Consider the following 18,358-nt stretch of genomic DNA (forward strand, 5'->3'; position numbering starts at 1 on the left):
AATCCCGTGCCCTGCAGCCACATGCCCAGCGCAGCCACCGCTGCCACTATGACGATGAGTACAACGAGACCGAATCCGTTCACCTGATCCTCCTTTACCGGGGGAGGCGAGGGCAGAACCCCTCGCCTCCCGGTGGATGAATGTCAGAGCACAGCCTTGGCGACGTCGACGACGTCCTTGGCTTTCGTGACCACGTCTATCGCCTGAGATGCCGACGAACCGTCTTCGCCCCCGTAATCGGCCAGAACCTCCAGACCGACGTCGGTTGCACAGCCACCCGCGAAGGCGCCGACGGCTCCCACGCCCGTTCCCGACGCGCCGGTGAAGAGACCGACCACCACCGATTGCGCTCCGCCCTGCAAGCAGGCCTTACCGTATTTCGCCCATGCGACGAGACCTGTGGGGTCGCTGTTGTTGATGAAGTCGCCGCCCGCGTCGAGGAGACCGTCTTCACGCGGTCGCGGGTGTCGTACCCGTAGACGGTCTTGATGCCACGCCCGTCCGTCGCCGTCTCGACGCGGCCCAGTTCGTCGTAGGTGTACGAGGTCGCGCCCAGCGGTGCGGGCGGGGTGACCTTCTTCAGGTTGCCCTCGTCGTCGTAGGTGAACGAGGTGACCTTGCCGTTGCCGTCCTTGGCGGTGCAGCGCTGGCCCTCGAAGCCGCCGCATGGTCGTAGGTGTCGCGGCTGCCGGACTTGCGGTCGGTGAGGCTGTACGTGCCGTCCGCGTTCTTCGTCAGGTCCTTGGAGTAGCCGGTCGGGGTCGTGAAGCCGCCGGTGCTGGTCTCCTTGAACCGCAGCCCTGCGCCGGTGGCGTCGAAGACGTCGACCTCGGTGTCGCTGATCTGGAGGTAACGCTCGTACTCCTGCCACCAGCGCTGCGAGACCTTGCCCCAGGGGGCTTCGAGGCTGTTGTACGTCCGTGCCAGCCGGAGCTTCTGGCCGACGCCGGCGATGTCGAAGTCGGTGGCGGCGAGCATCAGGTTGCCGTTGGACAGGTTCGTCCGCGCGACCACGGAATCGCTCAGGCGGGTGTCGAGGAGGCGGTGCCAGGGCACCTGACCCTGGCCCTCGGGGACGTACGGGGGGGATCTCGGCGGCGACAGCGGCACCGGCCGCCCCGGCCGCGGTCGCCCCCTGGGAGGTACGGGCTTTCTGTGCCGTCCGCCAGGCGGTGACCTCGGACGGTGGCGTGGCGCCTCGGCCCTGGAGGCGGGCGCCTTCGTCACGCCGGCCGGGGTGGCCGGGACGTCGACCTTCGTCGGCCTCGTCCACGGGCTTTCCGGCGTGGGCAGTTCGGGTTTGGGAGTGGCCGCCAGACCGGGCGCGGCGGCCACCACCAACGCGGCCGTGGCGAAGGCGGCGGTGAGAGCGATTCTGGGTGATCTCCGGGCACGCCGAGACAGCGTGCGTGCGGCACGCGAATGCATCAGCTTCCCCCCACAGGAAGTCAGAACCAGTGACCCCAGCGGTCACAGGTGCCGCACAAGTTGTCACAAGGAGCACGCAAATGAACTCGCCGTGCCCATGAAGCTGCCTGCCATGCGAGCCGGAATCGGCCCTACCTGTTATCAGGGAGATACAGGGATGAATGCCCAGCAACTACCCCGGAGGAGGCGAGGAATGATCAATTCCGGCCAGGGTCAGGGCAATTCAGATGCCCGAAAGAACATTCCCTTCCAGGTCAGCGCGCCGCCCAGGCCTCCTGCTCGGCGACTTTGAGCCATCTTTTGCCGTCGCCGTACCATGTTCGAGGAAGCGCTTACCAGGTTCGATCGCGCAGTTGCTGGCATATGCCCGAACCTGAAACTGTCTCAGATGGCCCGTCCGCCACAGAACGCCCCTGTGCACGGCCTTTCACGAAATGCACACTGTGGGCGTTCAGCGAGCGCAGCCCCAGCCGTGGCCGTCGCCCATGCCGTGGAGGACTTTCCCGCGATGACCGATCCGGACAGCTCCCTCCGGTCCCTCGCCCTGGCAGTCCGCTGGGCCGCGCGCCTGCTGTGCTGGAGCCTGGGTGCCGGCATGGCCACGGCCGCCGTCGATCTCACCGTCGCCCCACGCACCTCCTGGTGGCAGACCCTGTGGCCGCTGCCCTGGTACGCCACGGTCGTCTCCGCCCTGCTCTGGGCCGTGCTGCGCGCCCGCGAGAAGCACGTCTTGAGCGGCGGTGACGACGACCCGCAGGCCGAGGAGGAGGTCTACGCGGAGTGGGACCAGGCCGCTTGAACACGGTCGCCCGCGTCCGCCACGACAACGCGGCCTGAGCAAACGCCCGCCGCCCCGCGCCCGTTCGTCATCCCTCCGCGATCACCACCGCCGACGCAACCCCGGCGTCATGGCTGAGCGACACGTGCCAGGACCGCACCCCGAGTTCCGCCGCCCGCGCCGCGACCGTCCCGGTCACCCGAAGCCGCGGCCGGCCGCTGTCCTCGACGTAGACCTCGGCGTCCGTCCAGTGCAGGCCCGCGGGGGCCCCGAGCGCCTTCGCCAGGGCCTCTTTGGCGGCGAAGCGCGCCGCCAGCGAGGCGACACCCCGCCGCTCCCCGCCGGGCAGCAGCAACTCGTCGTCCCGGAACAGCCGTTGGGCCAGGCCGGGCGTACGCTCCAGCGACGCCGCGAACCGCTCGATCTCGGCTACGTCGATACCGACCCCGATGATGCTCATCCGGGCACTCTACGATCCGTTCGGCGCCGGTCACGGATCGGCTTGTCGGCACTTCCGTCGTCGTCGAACAGGTCCTCGGCCCGCTCGACCGTGCGGGAACGCTCCAGCCAGGTGTCCATGCGGTCGAGATCGGTGCAGTTGGTGATGCGCTCGCGCACCCGGCCGGTCACGGGGATGCCGCGCACCTCCAGCACGGAGAGGATCCCCTCGGCCTCGCCTTCCGATCGATCACCGACCGGCCCATCCGAAAACCCGGAGTACGTTCACCCTTTCGAGCGGCACCGAAACGTTCCCCTCGCGGGTCAGCCCTGACTGGGTGTCATTACCGGAGCGGTCGTCTCCACAGGGCCGCCGGGCTGCCACGCGCCGGAAGTCCACTCCGGAGTGGGGGACGGCCGGGGCGGTGCGGGCGGAGGATTCTGGCCGCGGTTGGGGTTCTGGGGAACGGTGCCGGAGCCGTCCCCCGAACCAGCGCCCGTCGTACCGGAACTACCGGCACCGGTTGATCCGCCGGACCCACCCACCTGGGACGAGGAAGTCCGGGCCCGCCGCGTCGGCGTGGACGTGGGGGAGGGCGAAGGCGTGGCGGACGCGGAGGGGGATTCGCTCGGAGAGGGGGACAGGGAGGGCTTGGCGTTCAGGGCATCCTCCGTCGGAGACTGCGAGCTGGCCGGCGAACGGTCCGCCCTCTCGGGATCTGCCGAGCATCCGCCCACACACAACACAGTCACGACCATGGCCAGCCCGAAGGCGGCAGGGACACCGAGCGGACGTGCCGGACGCACGGGACCTCCCACGTTCAGGAACCAAGAGCGAAGAGAGTTTTATGCGGCCTTTACGCAGCCCGCAAGGGCCTCGCCTTCTTTCCCCAGGCCAAAGTGACCGTGATCACGCCAGGTATACAGGTCCAGGAGATCGCTCACAGAGGGAGCCTGCGATGACCGGCACAGCCACCCGTTACCTCTATCTCGCCCGGCACGGCGAGGCGTTGCCGGACGAGAGCGGGCTGACCCCGGCGGGCCGACAGCAGGCCACACTGCTCGGCCGACGCCTTCAGGACATCCCCCTTACAGCCGTTCACCACGGCCCGCTGCCGCGCGCGGCACAGACGGCCCGACTGATCCACGACCAGCTGAAGGACCTTCCCCTACTCACTTCGGAAGTCGCGGGGGACTACGTGCCCTACGTCCCCCAGAAGAACGAACTCCCGCCCGAATCAGCGGACTTCTACCTCCGCTTCCTCGCCGACACCACCGCCGAGGAACGGGAGCAGGGTGCCGTGCTGGCGCGTCAGGCACTCGACCTGTTCACCGGACCGGTGGACGGCGAGGAGGACCGCCACGAGTTGGTCGTCACCCACAACTTCCTCGTCGCCTGGCTCGTCCGGGACGCCCTGCACGCCCCGAAGTGGCGCTGGCTCGGCCTCAACCACGCGAACGCGGCACTCACGGTCATCCGATACGCGCCCGGCCGAGCGGCCTCCGTGCTTGTCTCCAACGACATGAGACACCTGCCCACCGAGCTGCGCTGGACCGGCTTCCCTGACGAGTCACACGTCTAACCGTGCCGGTCAGGCCGCGGCCAGCTCGCACCACACGCACTTCCCCCGGTTACCGTGCCGGGCCAGCGGCTGCCACCCCCACAGATCCGCGCAGGCCCGCACCAGCGCCAGCCCCCTCCCCTCCTCCGCCTCCCCCAACAGGTCGAACTCCCCCGGCGGTTCGGGAGGTTCGGGGCACGCGTCCCACGCCCCGATCCGCAGCACGCCGGCCGACCAGCGCACTCGCAGTGCGGCCGGCCCTTTCGTATGGCGTACGGCGTTCGAGACCAACTCTGCCGCGAGCAGCTCCGCGGTGTCGGTCAGGCGGATCAGGCCGTGCAGGGTGAGGATCAGGCGGAGGGTGCGGCGAGCGACGGTGACGGCTCGGAGGTCGTTGGGGATGTACAGGGTGTACTCCCAGGGTTCGGGCCCGTTTTCGGGCATACGTCAACTCCGTTCACTTGGAGGGGGATTGGCTCCGGTGGCAGTGCCGCGGTCGCCATGGCAGGGCGGAGCGGTGCGCTTCCGTAGCGTGTTCGTTGCGTCACCGACAGTAGGGGTAACATGTATGTCGGAGCAAGGCGATCGCGTAGTCCGCCCCCGAACGAGGAGCAGTAGATGGTCCAGAGGCGCGAACCAACCGCACGTCAGATGCGCCTCGGGGTCGAACTCCGAAGGCTCCGTGAAGCTGCGGGGCTGACCACCATCGAGGCCGCGGCACTGCTAGGAGTGAACCGGGTTCAGATCACCCACATCGAATCCGGCATCACCGGCGTGAGCGAGCAGCGGGTGCGCCGCCTCGCCTCCCACTACGCCTGCACCGACCAGGAGTTCATCGAAGCCCTGATCTCAATGGCCACCGACCGGACGCGCGGCTGGTGGGAGAAGTACCGGGGCCTGCTGCCCACGCCCTTCCTCGACTTGTCGGAACTGGAGCACCATGCCCGGTTCCTGCACCACGTAGCCGTCCTGTATGTGCCGGGCCTGTTGCAGACGGAGGGCTACGCCCGTGCCGTCTTCTCGTCCAGGCTGCCCGAACTCCCTCATGAAGAGCTTGAGCTGCGCATCCAGCACCGCAAGGCGCGCCAGAAGATCGCCATCCCATACCAGGCACTGGTACATGAGGCGGCGCTTCGCATCAGAGTCAAAGATCGCGCCACCTCAAAGGCCCAGCTCACACGGCTCCTTGAACTCTCCGAAGCGGAGCACGTCACCTTGCGAGCCGTTCCGTTCGACCTGGACGGCTTTGCCGCTTCCAGCACGATGACGTACGCGGGTGGCCCTCTGCCCAAGCTGGACACCGTGGTACGAGACGCGCCTCATGGCTCGGTCCTCATCGACTCCGAGGCGCAACTCAACATTTACCGGACTCGCTTCCATATGGTGGAGGCCGTATCACTCGAACCGAACGAGTCCCGCGACTTCATCCACAGGCTGGCAAAGGAGCTGTGAGCCCTTCATGGACCACTGGCAGAAGTCTTCATACTCGGGCGAGGGCGACGGCAACGAATGCGTCGAGATAGCCGACTCCCCCACCCACGTATCCATCCGCGACTCCAAAGCCCCCACCCGAGCCACCCTCACCCTCCCCACCCCCACCTTCACCGCCTTCATCGACGCCCTCAAGACCACCCCCATAACTCAGTAACCCCGCGTAACCCCTCCTGCTAGCCTGCGCAGCACCGCGTATCGGCCAGGCCAGGGGGACCGTCGTATGGGCGAAAGTACTGTCGGCGGGACCACACCACCGGTGACCGACCCGTTCGCCGCGGTGCCCGGACTCGAACCGCTCCGCACCGCCGCGTGGGACGGGGACTGGGTGGCCACGCGGGCGTTCTTCGAGGAGATCTCCTCCCCCGTGGATGTCTCCTTCGCGGCGGCGCTCCTCGCCGGGGTCGACCGGACCGAGTGGTACCTGGAGAAGGCGGCGAAAGCAGAGCCCACCGACCCACTCCCCCGCACGCTTCTCGCCGAGCGGTACATCCACCTCGGCTGGCGGGCCCGCGGCCGGGGCCTCGCCGAGGACCTCTCGTGGGACCAGGCCGAGCAGTCCCGCGACTGGCTGCGCAAGGCGGAGCGGCTGCTGATCGAGGTGTGTGCGGAGCAGCCGGCGTACGTCCCGGCGTGGACCGCCCGGCTGGCGACCGCCCGTGGGCTGGTGCTGGGGCAGTCCGAGGCCCGGCGGCGCTACGACCGGCTCACGGAGCACCACCCGCACCACTTCCGCGCGCAGTCGCACCTGCTGCAACAGTTGTGCCCCGAGTGGGGCGGTTCCTGGGAGGCCGCTCACGGCTTCGCCCAGGAGTGCGTGAGCGCCGCGCCGGAGGGATCACACGCCGGCGTCCTGGTCGCCGAGGCGCACATCGAGCACTGGGCGGACCACCAGGACCACCAGGACACCGCCGAGGCCACCGAGTACCTGCGGGACGTAGCGGTCCGCGACGAACTGCGCCGCGCCGCCCGCGCGTCCGTCCTGCACCCCGACCACCGCCGCGACTGGCACGGGACCGAGAGCCACAGCGCCTTCGCCCTGGCCTTCTCCCTCGGCGGCCATCTCGGCGACGCCGCCCGGCACTTCGCCGCCCTGGGCGACACGGTGTCCGAGTCCGTCTGGCGGAAGCTGCCCGGCTGGAAGACCCGGTTCACGGAGTACCGCACCGCCGCGTCGGCGACGCGCTGAGGAAGGCGACACCCGACATGACCACGCACGAACACTCGGCCGCCCCGGAACTGGACGCCCTCGACGGCCTCGTCCGCCACACCACCGTCCACGGCATCCCCACCCTCTTCTCCCCGCGCCCGGGCCCGATCACCGCCGGTCTCACCTTCCGGGTGGGCCACGCCGACGAGACCCTGCCCACCTCCGGCATCACGCATCTCGTGGAGCACCTCGCCCTGTACCGCCTGGGCCTGTCCGACCTGCACTACAACGGGGCCACGGCGGACACGTACACCCTCTTCCACGTCACCGGCGACGAGGAGGAGGTCGTCACGTACCTCAACAGCGTCTGCGCGGCCCTGCGCGACCTCCCCATGGACCGGCTGGAGACGGAGAAGGAGATCCTGCGCACGGAGGCGGGCAGCCGCGGGAAGGGTCCCACGTCCTCGATGCCGCCCTGGCGTTACGGTGCCCAGGGCTACGGCCTGGCCGGCTACGACGAACTCGGCACCCGGAGCGTGACGGCCGACCAGGTGCGGCACTGGGCCGAGACCCGCTTCACCCGGGACAACGCCGTGCTGTTCCTCAGCGCGGACCGCGTGCCGGACGGCCTCGACCTCACCCTGCCCGCCGGCCGCCGCTTCCCGACCCCGGCCGCGACCGGCGCGCTTCCCGTCACGCCGGCGTACTTCCGCGGCGAAGACGGCCACCTCGTCTTCACCTCCGTCCTGCGCCGCTCCACCGCGGCCGCCGTGTTCGCCGAGGTGCTGGGCCGCGCCCTCTTCCAGGACCTGCGTCAGAAGGGCGGCTACTCGTACTCGGCTGAGGCCGACTACTCCCCGCGCGACCCCGACTTCGCCACCCTCACCGCGTACGCCGACGCGCTGCCGCACAAGCAGGACGCCGCGGTGGGCGGGTTCGTCGACGCCTTCGCCCGGCTGCGCGCCGGCCGTATCGAGCAGGCCGAACTGGACTCCGCGCGCGGGAAGTTGCTCAAGTCGTACGACACCCCCGACCTCGGTGCGGCGCTGCTGCCGTCGTACGCGCTCAGCCTGCTGACCGGCCACCGGATCCTGGCTCCCGAGCAGTACCGGGCCGAACTCGAGGCGGTCGGCGTCGCCGACCTGCGCGAGGTCGCCCGCGAGGCGTGGGACGGCGGGCTGCTCCAGATACCGACCGAGAGTGCCGACTGGGCCGGCCTCACCCGCGCCCCGCACTTCTCGCCGTCCGGGGTCTCCGGCACCCTGCACCCCTCCCTGGAGGACGACGACGTCACGCTGATCATCGGGGTGGCGGGCGTGACGCTGTCGACGCCGGGCGGCCTGGTCACCGTGCGGTACGACGACTGCGCCGCGATGACCACCCGCCCCGACGGGGCCCGGCGCCTGACCGGCCTCGACGGCTTCCGCGTGGCCGTGGAGCCGACCCTTTTCGGGGACGTCACGGCCGAGCGGATCGCCGTACTGGACAAGGCGGTTCCCGCCACCGCGGTCGTCCCCCTCCCGGCCCGTCCGGCGAAGGAGATACCTCAGCCGGGCGAACGGACGGTCCCCGACCCGCGGACCCCGGCGGACGGGCCCAAGCAGAGCGAAGGCGGCCGGGGGGCGAGGGCGGCCGGGCGGGTGTCGGGCCGCTTCGTCCTCGTGGCCGCGCTGGCCACGGTGTGGCCCGTGCTCCTCGTCACCTTCCTGGTCAACGGAATCCAGGAACCCTCGATCAGATTGCCCGTCATCGCCGGATGCGTGCTGGAGTTCTGGCTGATCCGCGCCGCCCGCAACCTGTACCTGACCGGGCAGCCGACTACTCCACAGTGACCGACTTCGCCAGGTTCCGGGGCTGGTCCACCTCGTTGCCCCGGGCGGTGGCCAGCTCGCACGCGAACACCTGCAGCGGCACGGTCGCCACCAGCGGCTGCAGCAGGGTCGGCGTGGCCGGGATCCGGATGAGGTGATCCGCGTACGGCACCACCGCCTCGTCCCCCTCCTCCGCGATCACGATGGTCCGCGCTCCCCTGGCCCTGATCTCCTGGATGTTGGACACGAGCTTGTCGTGGATCACCGACCGGCCCCGGGGCGAGGGCACGACCACCACGACCGGCAGGTCCTCCTCGATCAGGGCGATCGGCCCGTGCTTCAGCTCCCCCGCCGCGAAGCCCTCAGCGTGCATGTAGGCGAGTTCCTTGAGCTTGAGCGCGCCCTCCAGCGCGACCGGATACCCGACGTGCCGCCCGAGGAACAGCACGGTCTTCTTGTCGGCCAGCGACCGCGCCAGCGCCCGGACCGGCTCCATCGTCTCCAGCACCCGATCGACCTCACCGGAGATCTGCGCGAGGTCCCGGACGACGGCGGAGATCTCGTCGCCCCACTTGGTCCCCCGCACCTGCCCCAGGTACAGCGCGACCAGGTAACAGGCCACGAGCTGTGTCAGGAACGCCTTCGTCGACGCCACGGCGACCTCGGGCCCCGCGTGCGTGTACAGCACCGCGTCCGACTCCCGGGGGATCGTCGACCCGTTGGTGTTGCAGATCGCCAGCACCTTGGAACCCTGCTCGCGGGCGTGCCGTAGCGCCATGAGCGTGTCCATGGTCTCGCCGGACTGGGAGATGGCGATCACGAGGGACCGTGGCCCCAGGATCGGGTCCCGGTAGCGGAACTCGCTGGCCAGCTCCACCTCGCAGGGGATCCGGGTCCAGTGCTCGATGGCGTACTTGGCGATCATTCCCGCGTGGAAGGCCGTACCGCAGGCCACGATGACGACCTTGTCCACCTCCCGCAGCTCGGCGTCGGAGATCCGGACCTCGTCCAGCGTGAGGGAGCCGGCCGCGTCGATACGGCCGAGCAGCGTGTCGGCGACCGCCTTCGGCTGCTCGGCGATCTCCTTGAGCATGAAGTAGTCGTAGCCACCCTTTTCCGCGGCTGAGGCGTCCCAGTCGACGTGGTACGGCTGGACGTCGGCAGGGCGGCCGTCGAACCCGGTGACGGTCACCCCGTCCCGGCGCAGCTCGACGACCTGGTCCTGACCGAGCTCGATCGCGGAGCGGGTGTGGGCGATGAACGCGGCGACATCGGAGGCGAGAAACGCCTCGCCCTCGCCGACGCCGACCACCAGCGGCGAGTTCCGCCGGGCACCCACGACGACGTCCGGTTCGTCGGCGTGCACGGCCACCAGGGTGAACGCCCCCTCCAGCCGCCGGCACACCAGCCGCATCGCCTCCGCGAGGTCGGCCGTCGCCGAGAACTCCTCGGCCAGCAGGTGCGCGACGACCTCGGTGTCGGTCTCGGAGGCGAGCGCGTGCCCCCGCTCCTCCAACTCGGCCCGCAGCGCGGCGAAGTTCTCGATGATCCCGTTGTGGACGACCGCGACCCGGCCGGCATTGTCCAGATGAGGGTGCGCGTTGGCGTCGGTCGGCCCGCCGTGCGTGGCCCACCGGGTGTGCCCGATACCGGTGAGCCCCGCCGGCAACGGCCGGTCGACCAGCTCCTTCTCCAGATTCACCAGCTTCCCGGCCTTCTTCGCCGCCGCCAGCCCGCCGTCCGCCGCCACGACGACACCCGCCGAGTCGTACCCCCGGTACTCCAGCCGCTTCAGCCCGGCCATCACGACATCGAGCGCCGACTGCGACCCCACGTATCCCACGATTCCGCACATGCGCGGCAGCCTAGGGGCCGGAAGCCGCCGGAACACGGCACTTCGTGCCCGATTCCGGATATTGCGGCGGGGGCGGGATCGAGCCAACTCGATCCACTCCACCCCAACGGCCCTCACTGAATCGCCACAGAAAGAACACAGGCTTCCCTTGCGCCCACAGGGCAGGCACCCTCCGTGTGACCGCTCCAGACTTGGGGTGGCTTTGCGCCAGGCAGCGGAAAGCTCTTGCCCACACCGCGGGGAAGCTGCCTAAAGTAACCCGCGCTTGACCGGACCATGACCAATCCGGAGTGCGTGCACGTCAGTCAGCGACCGGGGGAACGGTGTCGCTACGGGGGAGGGACTTCTGTGCCGCAATACCTGCCATCCGCGTGTCCCACGCCCGCCTGCCCCAGGCGTCCCTGACGCCGGGGTAGGCCAACTCGCCAGTCTCCACAACCCTTGAGCCGCCATCGGCAGGCTCCCGGTCGGTTCCTTGCGACGAAAGGGATGCGCTCTTGCGTTCCAGACCACCTGCCTTCCTGACCCCGGCGTCGGGAAGGCAAGGGCTCTTCGCCCGTGTCGTTCTTCTTCTGAGTGCGGTCGCTGTGCTGGCCACACTCGCTGTGCGACCCGAGCTCGCGGGACTCCTCGCGGGTGATGCCTCGACCAGCTCCAGTGACAGGCCGGACGACTGGTTCGAGACCACGACCGACGAACAGCTGCGGTTCGACCAGTGCCTGATGGCCGACGCCGTACGCCTGGGTGGACCCGGCATGTACGGCTTCGCTCAGGACGCCCTGAACCAGACGCCGCAGAAACTACGCGAACTCGCCACCATGGACGGCGCGTTCGACGGTCCCCTGCGTCAGGCCCACGAGAAGGACGAGAGCGCCTGGAAGGCCAACTGGGAGCGCCTCCACGCGAAACGAAACGCCTGGGAGAAGCCCGTCCACGGTCTGGAGACCCCGGGCGGGTTCAGCGACATCGAGTTCAAGTGGGTGCCCGGCGTCCACGACGGCGAGGACTCGGTTCACCGCTCTACGGCGAAAAGCCCTACGACCCGTCACTCCCAGCCGAGGAGCAGAATCGGCAGTACTACGAACAGAATGCGTTCGAGGCGATGTTCGATTCCTACCGCGGCAAGGGCGCCGACGACGCCCGTCTCTTCCTGGCCTCCGGTGGCTTCCCTCGTACCGCCCCTCAGCCGGGCACTGTCGAGTACCGCATCGCCGTCGAGGACATGAAGACCCGCTTCGCGTCCTGCGGGTGGCAGGACCCGATCGACCCGAACAAGACGCTTCGCCAGGTGGAGGACACCGCCGCGGCGGAGTGGCAGCAGGAGATCGCCTCCCAGGCCGCCCAGCGCAACCAGATCCTCACCGCCAACCGTGACGCCACGACAGCGCTGACCCAGAGCGCCGAGTCGATGGCCGATCTGCTCGGCCAGTCCTGGATCGCCGATCACCTGGCCCGCTGGCAGGACTACTGGTCCCCCGGTGGCCTCGGCTGGATCGGTGACTCCCCGGCGGTCATCCAGGTCGAGGCGGCTCAGGGCAAATGCCTCGACGTGGCCGGTGCGAAGGAGACCGACGGCACCCCCGTACAGCTGTACACCTGCAACAACACCGCGGGACAGCAGTGGCGATGGGAAGCGTCCGGTGACGCCTACGCCCTGGTCAACGTCAACTCCCAGAAGTGCCTCGACGTCCAGAGCAGCAATCCCGCCAACGGCACGAAGATCCAGATCTGGACCTGCAACGGCAGTAAGGCCCAGCAGTGGACCTTCGACGTCCGCGCCGCGGGCGAGCTCCGCAACGTCGTCACGGACAAGTGCCTGGACCTGCACACCTTCGACAACAGTCAGGACTCGTGGCTGTGGACGTGCAACGGCACCAATCCGCAGAAGTTCCGGATCGTCCCCAAGGGCCACAACGGCACAGACAGCCTGAGCTACCCGGACAAGGCCCAGTTCGACCAGGCCAAGGCGGGCATCACCGCGGCGCAGACCCAGGCGAAGAAGCAACTCGACGCCATCAAGGCACAGTTGGCCGCGGCGAAGAAGGCCGCCACCGCGAGTGAGGCCGCCGAGCAGGCCGCCTACCGGATCGCGGACGCGGGTGGCGCCCCGCGCGGCCGAGGACTGCTGGTGGGTCAGCAGAAGGCCCAGGTGACGAAGGGGGCCGTGGCCGGGCTGGAGGCCCTGGCGAAGGCCGCTGAGACCGCCGAGGCGGCCACCCGGGCCTCCGCCGGGAACAGCAAGACGATCACTCAGCGGGCGCTGGCACAGGCGGCACAGTCGAAGGCCGAGTTCCGCAAGGCCGCCGCCGCGGCGGCCGAGGCGCAGGCGAAGGCCGCGGCAGACGCGGCCAAACTGCACCGAGACAACGCCAAGAAGGACAAGGAGACGGCGGAGGCCAAGCTCACCGAAACCCTCAAGGCCGAGGGTGACGCCAAGGCTGCCGCGGCCGACGCCCACGCCAAGCGGCTGGCCGCCGAGGCCGAAGAGAAGACGGCCAAGGCGGAGAAGGAGACCGCCGCCGCCAAGCAGGCCGAGGCCAACCAGCACAAGCAGCACGCCCAGGCGGAGGCTGCCAACGCGCAGGACTCCAAGAAGAAGGCCGAGGCCGCCGAGCAGACCGCGGTCGCGCGCAAGAACGACGCGGTCACGGCCCGAGACAACGCCAAGGCCAAACGCGACGACGCCTGGGAGGCCGAGCAGAAGGCCGACGCCACCCGCGCCAAGGCCGACGCCAAGGAGGCTTACGCCCAGTCGCTGGACGCCGGCGACGCGGCGACCGCGGCGCGCGCCGCCGCCGACGAGGCCGACCGGCACGCGAGCGATGCCGAGGCGGCCGCAGGTCGGGCCCGCTCCGAGGCCGACGCGGCGACCCGGGCAGCGGCCGAAGCTGACGCGGCCGCCACCCGCGCCGAGGCCGCCGCCGAGCGGGCCCGCGCGAACTCGGACGCCGCCCAGGCCGCCAAGCTGAGGGCCGACGCCGCAGTGCGGACCGCGACCGCCGCCGTGGCGGAGTCGATCGCCGCCGCCCAGAACGCCGCCTCCGAAGCTAAGACGGCGGTCCAGCTCGCTGCCGAGGCCGAAGCCCACGCGAGGACCGCCAAGTCCCAGGCGAACGCGGCGCGGGCGGAGGTCGCCAAAGCCATGGCCGCCTCGGCGAAGGCCGTGGGCTTCGCCCACGTCACCGCGCAGGCGGCCGTGGACGCGGGGAAGGCGGCCGCGCAGGTCGCCAACCCGGCCAACGATGCGATCCAGCTCGGTTCCCCCTATGTGGACACCGACTCCGCCGCGAGCCTCGTCGTCCTGACAGGGCAGGCATCGAAGTCGATCGCCGAGCAGCAGAAGGCCGTCGCCGACGCCCACGCCAAGAACGCCCAGGCGGAGGCCGACGCGGCCAAGTCCCTCGCCGCCCAGGCGACGGCCGACGCCAAGGCCGCCTACCAGCACGCCGCCAACGCCGCCGGTTACGCCAGGGACGCCCGCGGTTACGCGAAGGAAGCCCTGGGATACGCGGCCGACGCGGCGAGCGCCGCCGCCAAGGCCACGCAGTCGCTGGCCCGCACGGTCGAGTACGACCGCCAGGCCACCGAGGACGCGGCAGCCGCCGACGCGGCAGCCGGCCGCGCCGAGGGCTACGCCACCTCGGCCCGAGCCTCAGCCGACCAGGCCGCCCTCGACGCGGAAGCGGCCCACGCGGCCGCGGCGGAAGCCGAACAGGCGGCGAAGGACGCCCGAGCAGCGGCCGACCGCGCGGACGCGGCGGCGACGGAGGCGGAAGAAGCGGCGAAGGACGCCGACAAGTACGCGAAGGAGGCCCAGGAGGCGGCCGACAGGGCCGAGCGAGCGGAGAACGCGCAGCAGATCGAGACGGGCACAGTCCCCGACGAGACCGGTGCGCTCATCGGCGGCATGTTCTACACCATCGACCACTTCGAAAACGTCAGCAAACCGGAAGTCCTGAAGAAGACGGACGGCTGCGACGGCTGGTGGGACAAGCTTTTCTACGACGGCGACTGCACGATGACCTCGAAGATCCGCTTCAAGGCGGTCCTCGATCTGTACATGTGCAGTGCGCAGGACTTGGATCTGGAGCGGTACACCTGCCCCTCCGGTGCGACGACGTACCTCGGCGAGTACCCCACGAAGGGACTCTCCACCGAGGTCACGCACACCATCACGATCGCGGAGTTCCAGAAGGACATCGACCCGATCGACATCCTCTTCGGCAGCTGGATCAAGTGCGTCCAGAAGCTCACCCCGGGCGGCGCGGCAGGAAGCTGGGGTGGCTGTGGCTGGGCGGCCGTGGACGTCGCGAGCCTGTTCGCGGGCAAGGTACTCCGGCCGATCGCGGACGCCGTCAGGGCGGTGGACGCCGCCGCGCGCACCGGCATCGGCTTCACCGAGGCCTATCAGGCCCTGCGTGGCCTCGGCCTGGCGGAGGACGTCGTCTTGCGTATCGGCGTCAAGGGACTCGACGAACTCGTCCAGACCTGTACCAAGGTCCGCGCGCCTCTGGCCGTACGGGCGACCATGGCCGCCGAGGGTTGTCCTACGGGGTTGATCGCCTACAACAGCGATGAAATGAGCCACCTTGCGTACAAGTACAGGACGGAGAACGGATACCCCCCGGGGAAGCGTAACGTCGCTGTGGCAAAGGTACCGGGATGGAACGACCCCAAGACCGGTGACTTCGTGGTCGCCAACAGCGGCTTCGACGGCCACTCAGAGACAGCGATCCTGGACATGCTGAAAGCAAAGGGATTCGACCCCAAGCAGATCACCATTCTCTACACTGAGCGACAACCCTGCCCGAAGTGTGACTCTGCTCTGACCGACGCTCTCAAGCCGGGAACGCCGGTCACTTGGTCGGTCCCGTATAGCCCCGAATTCCGCAAGGAGGCAGAGGAACTGCTCGCCCGTTACGTCAGACAGGCCGGTGGGGGACGTGCAGCACGCTCTGCAACGAACGATCAGAGGAGCGAGGAACGAGAGGCTCATGGCTGAACCCGAGTTCGACCTGGACCCGAAGGCTTCACCGGAGGTCATCTCTCAGCGCGAGGCGCTGGCCGAGGAGGTGTGCCGAGAACTGGAGCGTGCCGGTCTTCCCGTGTACCGGGGGGACCTTACCAGTTACCCGGACAGCCAGATGGGGGCGGAAGTACACGTGGAGCCTTTCATCGACGGCGGGGTGTATGTGGACTGGGAGACGGATGCGGAGCTGAGGAATGCCGCTATCGATCTCTTCGCGAAAGGGATCGACTACTCCAACCCACCTCCGGTCGTCCGCCACCACAACTCCGTCCACAAGCACATGCAGGCTGCCCTTCTGGGAATCCTCACCTCGGCGGGGTTCGAGATTGAAGTACCGGATCCGCATGGGCATGGAAGCGCGGTCCACGTGAAGGGCCACCAACCGTAATCCAACCGCTCGTCAGGCCCCGCCGAAGCCAGCACAGCTTGGCTTCAGCGGGGCCTGCGCGCCTGCAAGGAGGGCGAGATGGTCGATCTGGAGAAAATCGCAGGCGAACTGCGAGCCGCTCACGCTGAAGGTATGAATGCCGTGGATCTCGCTTTGCTTTGCCGAGAGAAGCTGGGTGTGACCTTCGGCGTCATCTCATTCATTGCTTCCTTCCGTCTCGCTTTCAGCATTCCACTGACCGTTCTGCAGCGCGCCCAAGCGTGGCAGCGATTCGGTTGGGTAGGCACGTCTATTTCTGACGAGCAGTTTTCCGCCATCCTTTCGCCTTGGCTTGCGAAGCAGTAACCCGACCGGGACTCATGCACTTTTGGGTGGTGAGATACCTGCCGATGAGCTCGGTATAGAAAGGCACAGCATGAGTTACAGCCTGTACCTCTGCCGTTTCGCCGACGGACAACCCACCCCCATGGACGAGACCGCGATACGCGACGTCCTCGGTCCCGTCACCGTCGGCGGAATGCCGGCCACCGGTCTCCCGGGCTCCTGGGACCTCGAAGCCGAGGACGGTGGCGGATCGGAGGTCTACGGCGACGCCCTCGGCCTCACGTTCAACCGTTTCTCTCCCGGGCAGATCCTGGACCGCGTGGCCGAACTCGCCCGCCGCACCGGTGCCGCCGTCCTGCCGCTCGACTGCCCGGTGATCCTGACGAGGGAGGCCGACCGGAGACACCTCCCGGAGAGCCTCCGCACAGAAGTGATCGTCGTAGCACCCGAGGTCCTGACCGGACCCGCGATCCAGCTCCTGATCTCCCCGCGGCCGGAACCCCGCCAACGCCCCGTCCTCCCCCGGTTCCCCTACCACCCCAGCCCGGTCGCCACCGGCTCCGTCACCACCTCCGACGCCCCCTGTGTGTGCTGCGGACAGGAACGCGGCTGGGTGTACACCGGCCCCCTCTACGCCGCCGACGCCCCGGACAGCGGCATCTGCCCGTACTGCATCGCCTTCGGCAAGGCCGCCGAGCGCTACGACGCCACCTTCATCGACGGTATCGAGGGTGACGTACCCCAGAACGTCGCGGAAACCCTCCTGAAGCGCACCCCCGGATTCCTCGCCCGGCAGACCCCGAACTGGCTGACCCACTGCGGCGACGGCGCCGTATTCCTCGGTCCCGCCGGAGCGAAGGAGCTCGGGAAGTACCCGGACGCCGTCGACCATCTCCGCGGGCGGTGGCCGGACGACCGGTTCGACGACTTCCTCGCCTCCCTCGACAAGGACGGCCGGCCCACCGCGTACCTCTTCCGCTGCCGGGTCTGCGCGACCCACCTCGCCTACGCGGACTTCACCTGACCACGCCAGAACAGGCACCCCACAGCCCGACGTGACCCACTCCACCCCCCACCCCGTTCAAACTCCGTTAACAATGGACTGTGATCTCCCCGGTCTCCCCGATGCCCCGGAGCGCCCACCGGCACAAGCCGGAGGCGACTCCCTACGTCGACCTCACCCGCTCCGAGTGGAGTGCGCTACGCGAAAAAACGCCGCTCCCGCTGAACGCCGAAGAGGTCGAGAAGCTGCGCGGTCTCGGTGACGTCATCGACCTCGACGAGGTGCGGGACATCTACCTCCCGCTCTCCCGGCTCCTCAACCTCTACGTCGGCGCCACGGACGGCCTGAGAGGAGCCTTGAACACCTTCCTCGGCGAACAGGGCTCCCAGTCCGGCACCCCGTTCGTCATAGGGGTCGCCGGATCGGTCGCCGTGGGCAAGTCCACCGTCGCCCGTCTTCTCCAGGCCCTGCTCTCCCGCTGGCCCGAGCACCCGCGCGTGGAGCTGGTCACGACCGACGGTTTCCTGCTGCCCACCCGGGAGCTGGAGGCCCGCGGGCTCATGTCGCGCAAGGGCTTCCCGGAGTCGTACGACCGTCGCGCGCTGACCCGTTTCGTCGCCGACATCAAGGCGGGCAAGGGCGAGGTCACCGCGCCCGTCTACTCCCACCTGATCTACGACATCGTCCCGGACCAGCGGCTCACCGTCCGCCGCCCCGACATCCTGATCGTCGAGGGTCTCAACGTCCTGCAGCCCGCCCTCCCGGGCACGGACGGCCGTACCCGCGTCGGTCTCGCCGACTACTTCGACTTCAGCGTGTACGTCGACGCGAGCGCCGAGGACATCGAGCGCTGGTACCTCAGCCGGTTCAAGAAGCTGAGGCAGACCGCCTTCCAGAACCCCGACTCGTACTTCAGGAAGTACACCCAGGTCTCGGAGGAGGAGGCCGTCGACTACGCCCGCACCCTCTGGCGCACCATCAACAAGCCCAACCTGGTCGAGAACATCGCCCCCACCCGCGGCCGCGCCACCCTCGTCATCCGCAAGGGCCAGGACCACAAGGTGCGCAAACTCAGCCTCCGCAAGCTCTAGAAAGCCGCGC

16 protein-coding genes and 1 pseudogene are annotated in these 18,358 nt (G+C 69.1%); 11 read left to right on the forward strand and 6 right to left on the reverse strand.

Annotated features, from left to right (window positions below; translation table 11 throughout):
* Nucleotides 1-143: 143 nt before the first annotated feature.
* Complete coding sequence (locus ACZ39I_RS31045) at nt 144-341, reverse strand: hypothetical protein (RefSeq protein ID WP_467248188.1); 198 nt, start codon at nt 339-341, stop codon at nt 144-146.
* 238 nt (nt 342-579) lie between these two features.
* Nucleotides 580-1,056: a DUF6531 domain-containing protein gene (locus ACZ39I_RS31050; protein ID WP_467248190.1), complete on the reverse strand. Its 477-nt coding sequence runs from the start codon at nt 1,054-1,056 to the stop codon at nt 580-582.
* A gap of 880 nt (nt 1,057-1,936) precedes the next feature.
* Between ACZ39I_RS31050 and ACZ39I_RS31055 the strand changes: the two genes are divergently transcribed.
* A complete protein-coding gene (locus ACZ39I_RS31055) occupies nt 1,937-2,227 on the forward strand; it encodes a hypothetical protein (RefSeq protein ID WP_467248192.1) in 291 nt (96 codons plus the stop codon).
* A 67-nt stretch (nt 2,228-2,294) separates the two neighbouring features.
* Here ACZ39I_RS31055 and ACZ39I_RS31060 read toward each other — a convergent pair whose 3' ends face one another.
* The gene (locus tag ACZ39I_RS31060; protein ID WP_390002629.1) at nt 2,295-2,666 is read right to left on the reverse strand and encodes a holo-ACP synthase; all 372 of its coding nucleotides are present in this window, start codon (nt 2,664-2,666) and stop codon (nt 2,295-2,297) included.
* Nucleotides 2,663-2,860: a hypothetical protein gene (locus ACZ39I_RS31065; RefSeq protein WP_467248195.1), complete on the reverse strand. Its 198-nt coding sequence runs from the start codon at nt 2,858-2,860 to the stop codon at nt 2,663-2,665. The genes ACZ39I_RS31060 and ACZ39I_RS31065 overlap by 4 nt, the downstream gene beginning before the upstream one ends.
* Before the next feature lie 743 nt (nt 2,861-3,603).
* Between ACZ39I_RS31065 and ACZ39I_RS31070 the strand changes: the two genes are divergently transcribed.
* Nucleotides 3,604-4,227 (forward strand): histidine phosphatase family protein, encoded by a 624-nt coding sequence (locus ACZ39I_RS31070; RefSeq protein WP_467248196.1) that lies wholly within the window; start codon nt 3,604-3,606, stop codon nt 4,225-4,227.
* Nucleotides 4,228-4,236: 9 nt separating this feature from the next.
* On the opposite strand, the gene ACZ39I_RS31075 is transcribed toward ACZ39I_RS31070, so the two are convergent.
* Entirely contained in the window at nt 4,237-4,650 is a 414-nt protein-coding gene (locus tag ACZ39I_RS31075; RefSeq protein WP_467248197.1) for an ATP-binding protein, read from the reverse strand.
* Between the two features lie 174 nt (nt 4,651-4,824).
* Here ACZ39I_RS31075 and ACZ39I_RS31080 point away from each other — a divergent pair, with 174 nt between their 5' ends.
* From ACZ39I_RS31080 to ACZ39I_RS31095, 4 genes are all read left to right on the forward strand, one after another.
* Nucleotides 4,825-5,658, forward strand: coding sequence for a helix-turn-helix domain-containing protein (locus ACZ39I_RS31080; RefSeq protein ID WP_467248198.1), 834 nt, complete (start codon nt 4,825-4,827; stop codon nt 5,656-5,658).
* Between the two features lie 7 nt (nt 5,659-5,665).
* Nucleotides 5,666-5,854 (forward strand): DUF397 domain-containing protein, encoded by a 189-nt coding sequence (locus ACZ39I_RS31085; RefSeq protein WP_467248199.1) that lies wholly within the window; start codon nt 5,666-5,668, stop codon nt 5,852-5,854.
* Nucleotides 5,855-5,920: 66 nt separating this feature from the next.
* Nucleotides 5,921-6,886 carry a hypothetical protein gene (locus tag ACZ39I_RS31090; RefSeq protein WP_467248200.1) on the forward strand — a complete coding sequence of 322 codons (966 nt, stop codon included), beginning with the start codon at nt 5,921-5,923 and terminating at the stop codon, nt 6,884-6,886.
* Nucleotides 6,887-6,903: 17 nt separating this feature from the next.
* The gene (locus ACZ39I_RS31095) at nt 6,904-8,679 is read left to right on the forward strand and encodes a M16 family metallopeptidase (RefSeq protein WP_467248202.1); all 1,776 of its coding nucleotides are present in this window, start codon (nt 6,904-6,906) and stop codon (nt 8,677-8,679) included.
* On the opposite strand, the gene glmS is transcribed toward ACZ39I_RS31095, so the two are convergent.
* The gene (gene glmS / locus ACZ39I_RS31100; protein WP_467248203.1) at nt 8,666-10,513 is read right to left on the reverse strand and encodes a glutamine--fructose-6-phosphate transaminase (isomerizing); all 1,848 of its coding nucleotides are present in this window, start codon (nt 10,511-10,513) and stop codon (nt 8,666-8,668) included. The two genes, ACZ39I_RS31095 and glmS, sit on opposite strands and share 14 nt — an antisense overlap.
* A 722-nt stretch (nt 10,514-11,235) precedes the next feature.
* On the opposite strand from glmS, the pseudogene ACZ39I_RS31105 reads away from it, so the two are divergent.
* The 5 genes and pseudogenes from ACZ39I_RS31105 to coaA all read left to right on the forward strand — a co-directional run bounded on the left by ACZ39I_RS31105 (nt 11,236) and on the right by coaA (nt 18,348).
* Nucleotides 11,236-15,515, forward strand: a pseudogene (locus ACZ39I_RS31105) (RICIN domain-containing protein).
* Nucleotides 15,508-15,930, forward strand: a complete 423-nt coding sequence (locus tag ACZ39I_RS31110; RefSeq protein WP_467248205.1) for a hypothetical protein — start codon at nt 15,508-15,510, stop codon at nt 15,928-15,930. Before ACZ39I_RS31105 ends, ACZ39I_RS31110 begins: the two are co-directional and overlap by 8 nt.
* A 78-nt stretch (nt 15,931-16,008) precedes the next feature.
* Nucleotides 16,009-16,275 carry a hypothetical protein gene (locus tag ACZ39I_RS31115; protein WP_467248207.1) on the forward strand — a complete coding sequence of 89 codons (267 nt, stop codon included), beginning with the start codon at nt 16,009-16,011 and terminating at the stop codon, nt 16,273-16,275.
* Between the two features lie 70 nt (nt 16,276-16,345).
* Complete coding sequence (locus ACZ39I_RS31120; RefSeq protein ID WP_467248209.1) at nt 16,346-17,278, forward strand: CbrC family protein; 933 nt, start codon at nt 16,346-16,348, stop codon at nt 17,276-17,278.
* A gap of 101 nt (nt 17,279-17,379) precedes the next feature.
* Entirely contained in the window at nt 17,380-18,348 is a 969-nt protein-coding gene (gene coaA, locus ACZ39I_RS31125) for a type I pantothenate kinase (RefSeq protein ID WP_355741571.1), read from the forward strand.
* The last annotated feature ends 10 nt before the right edge of the window (nt 18,349-18,358 follow it).

Source organism: Streptomyces sp. NPDC024687 (genome assembly GCF_055559055.1).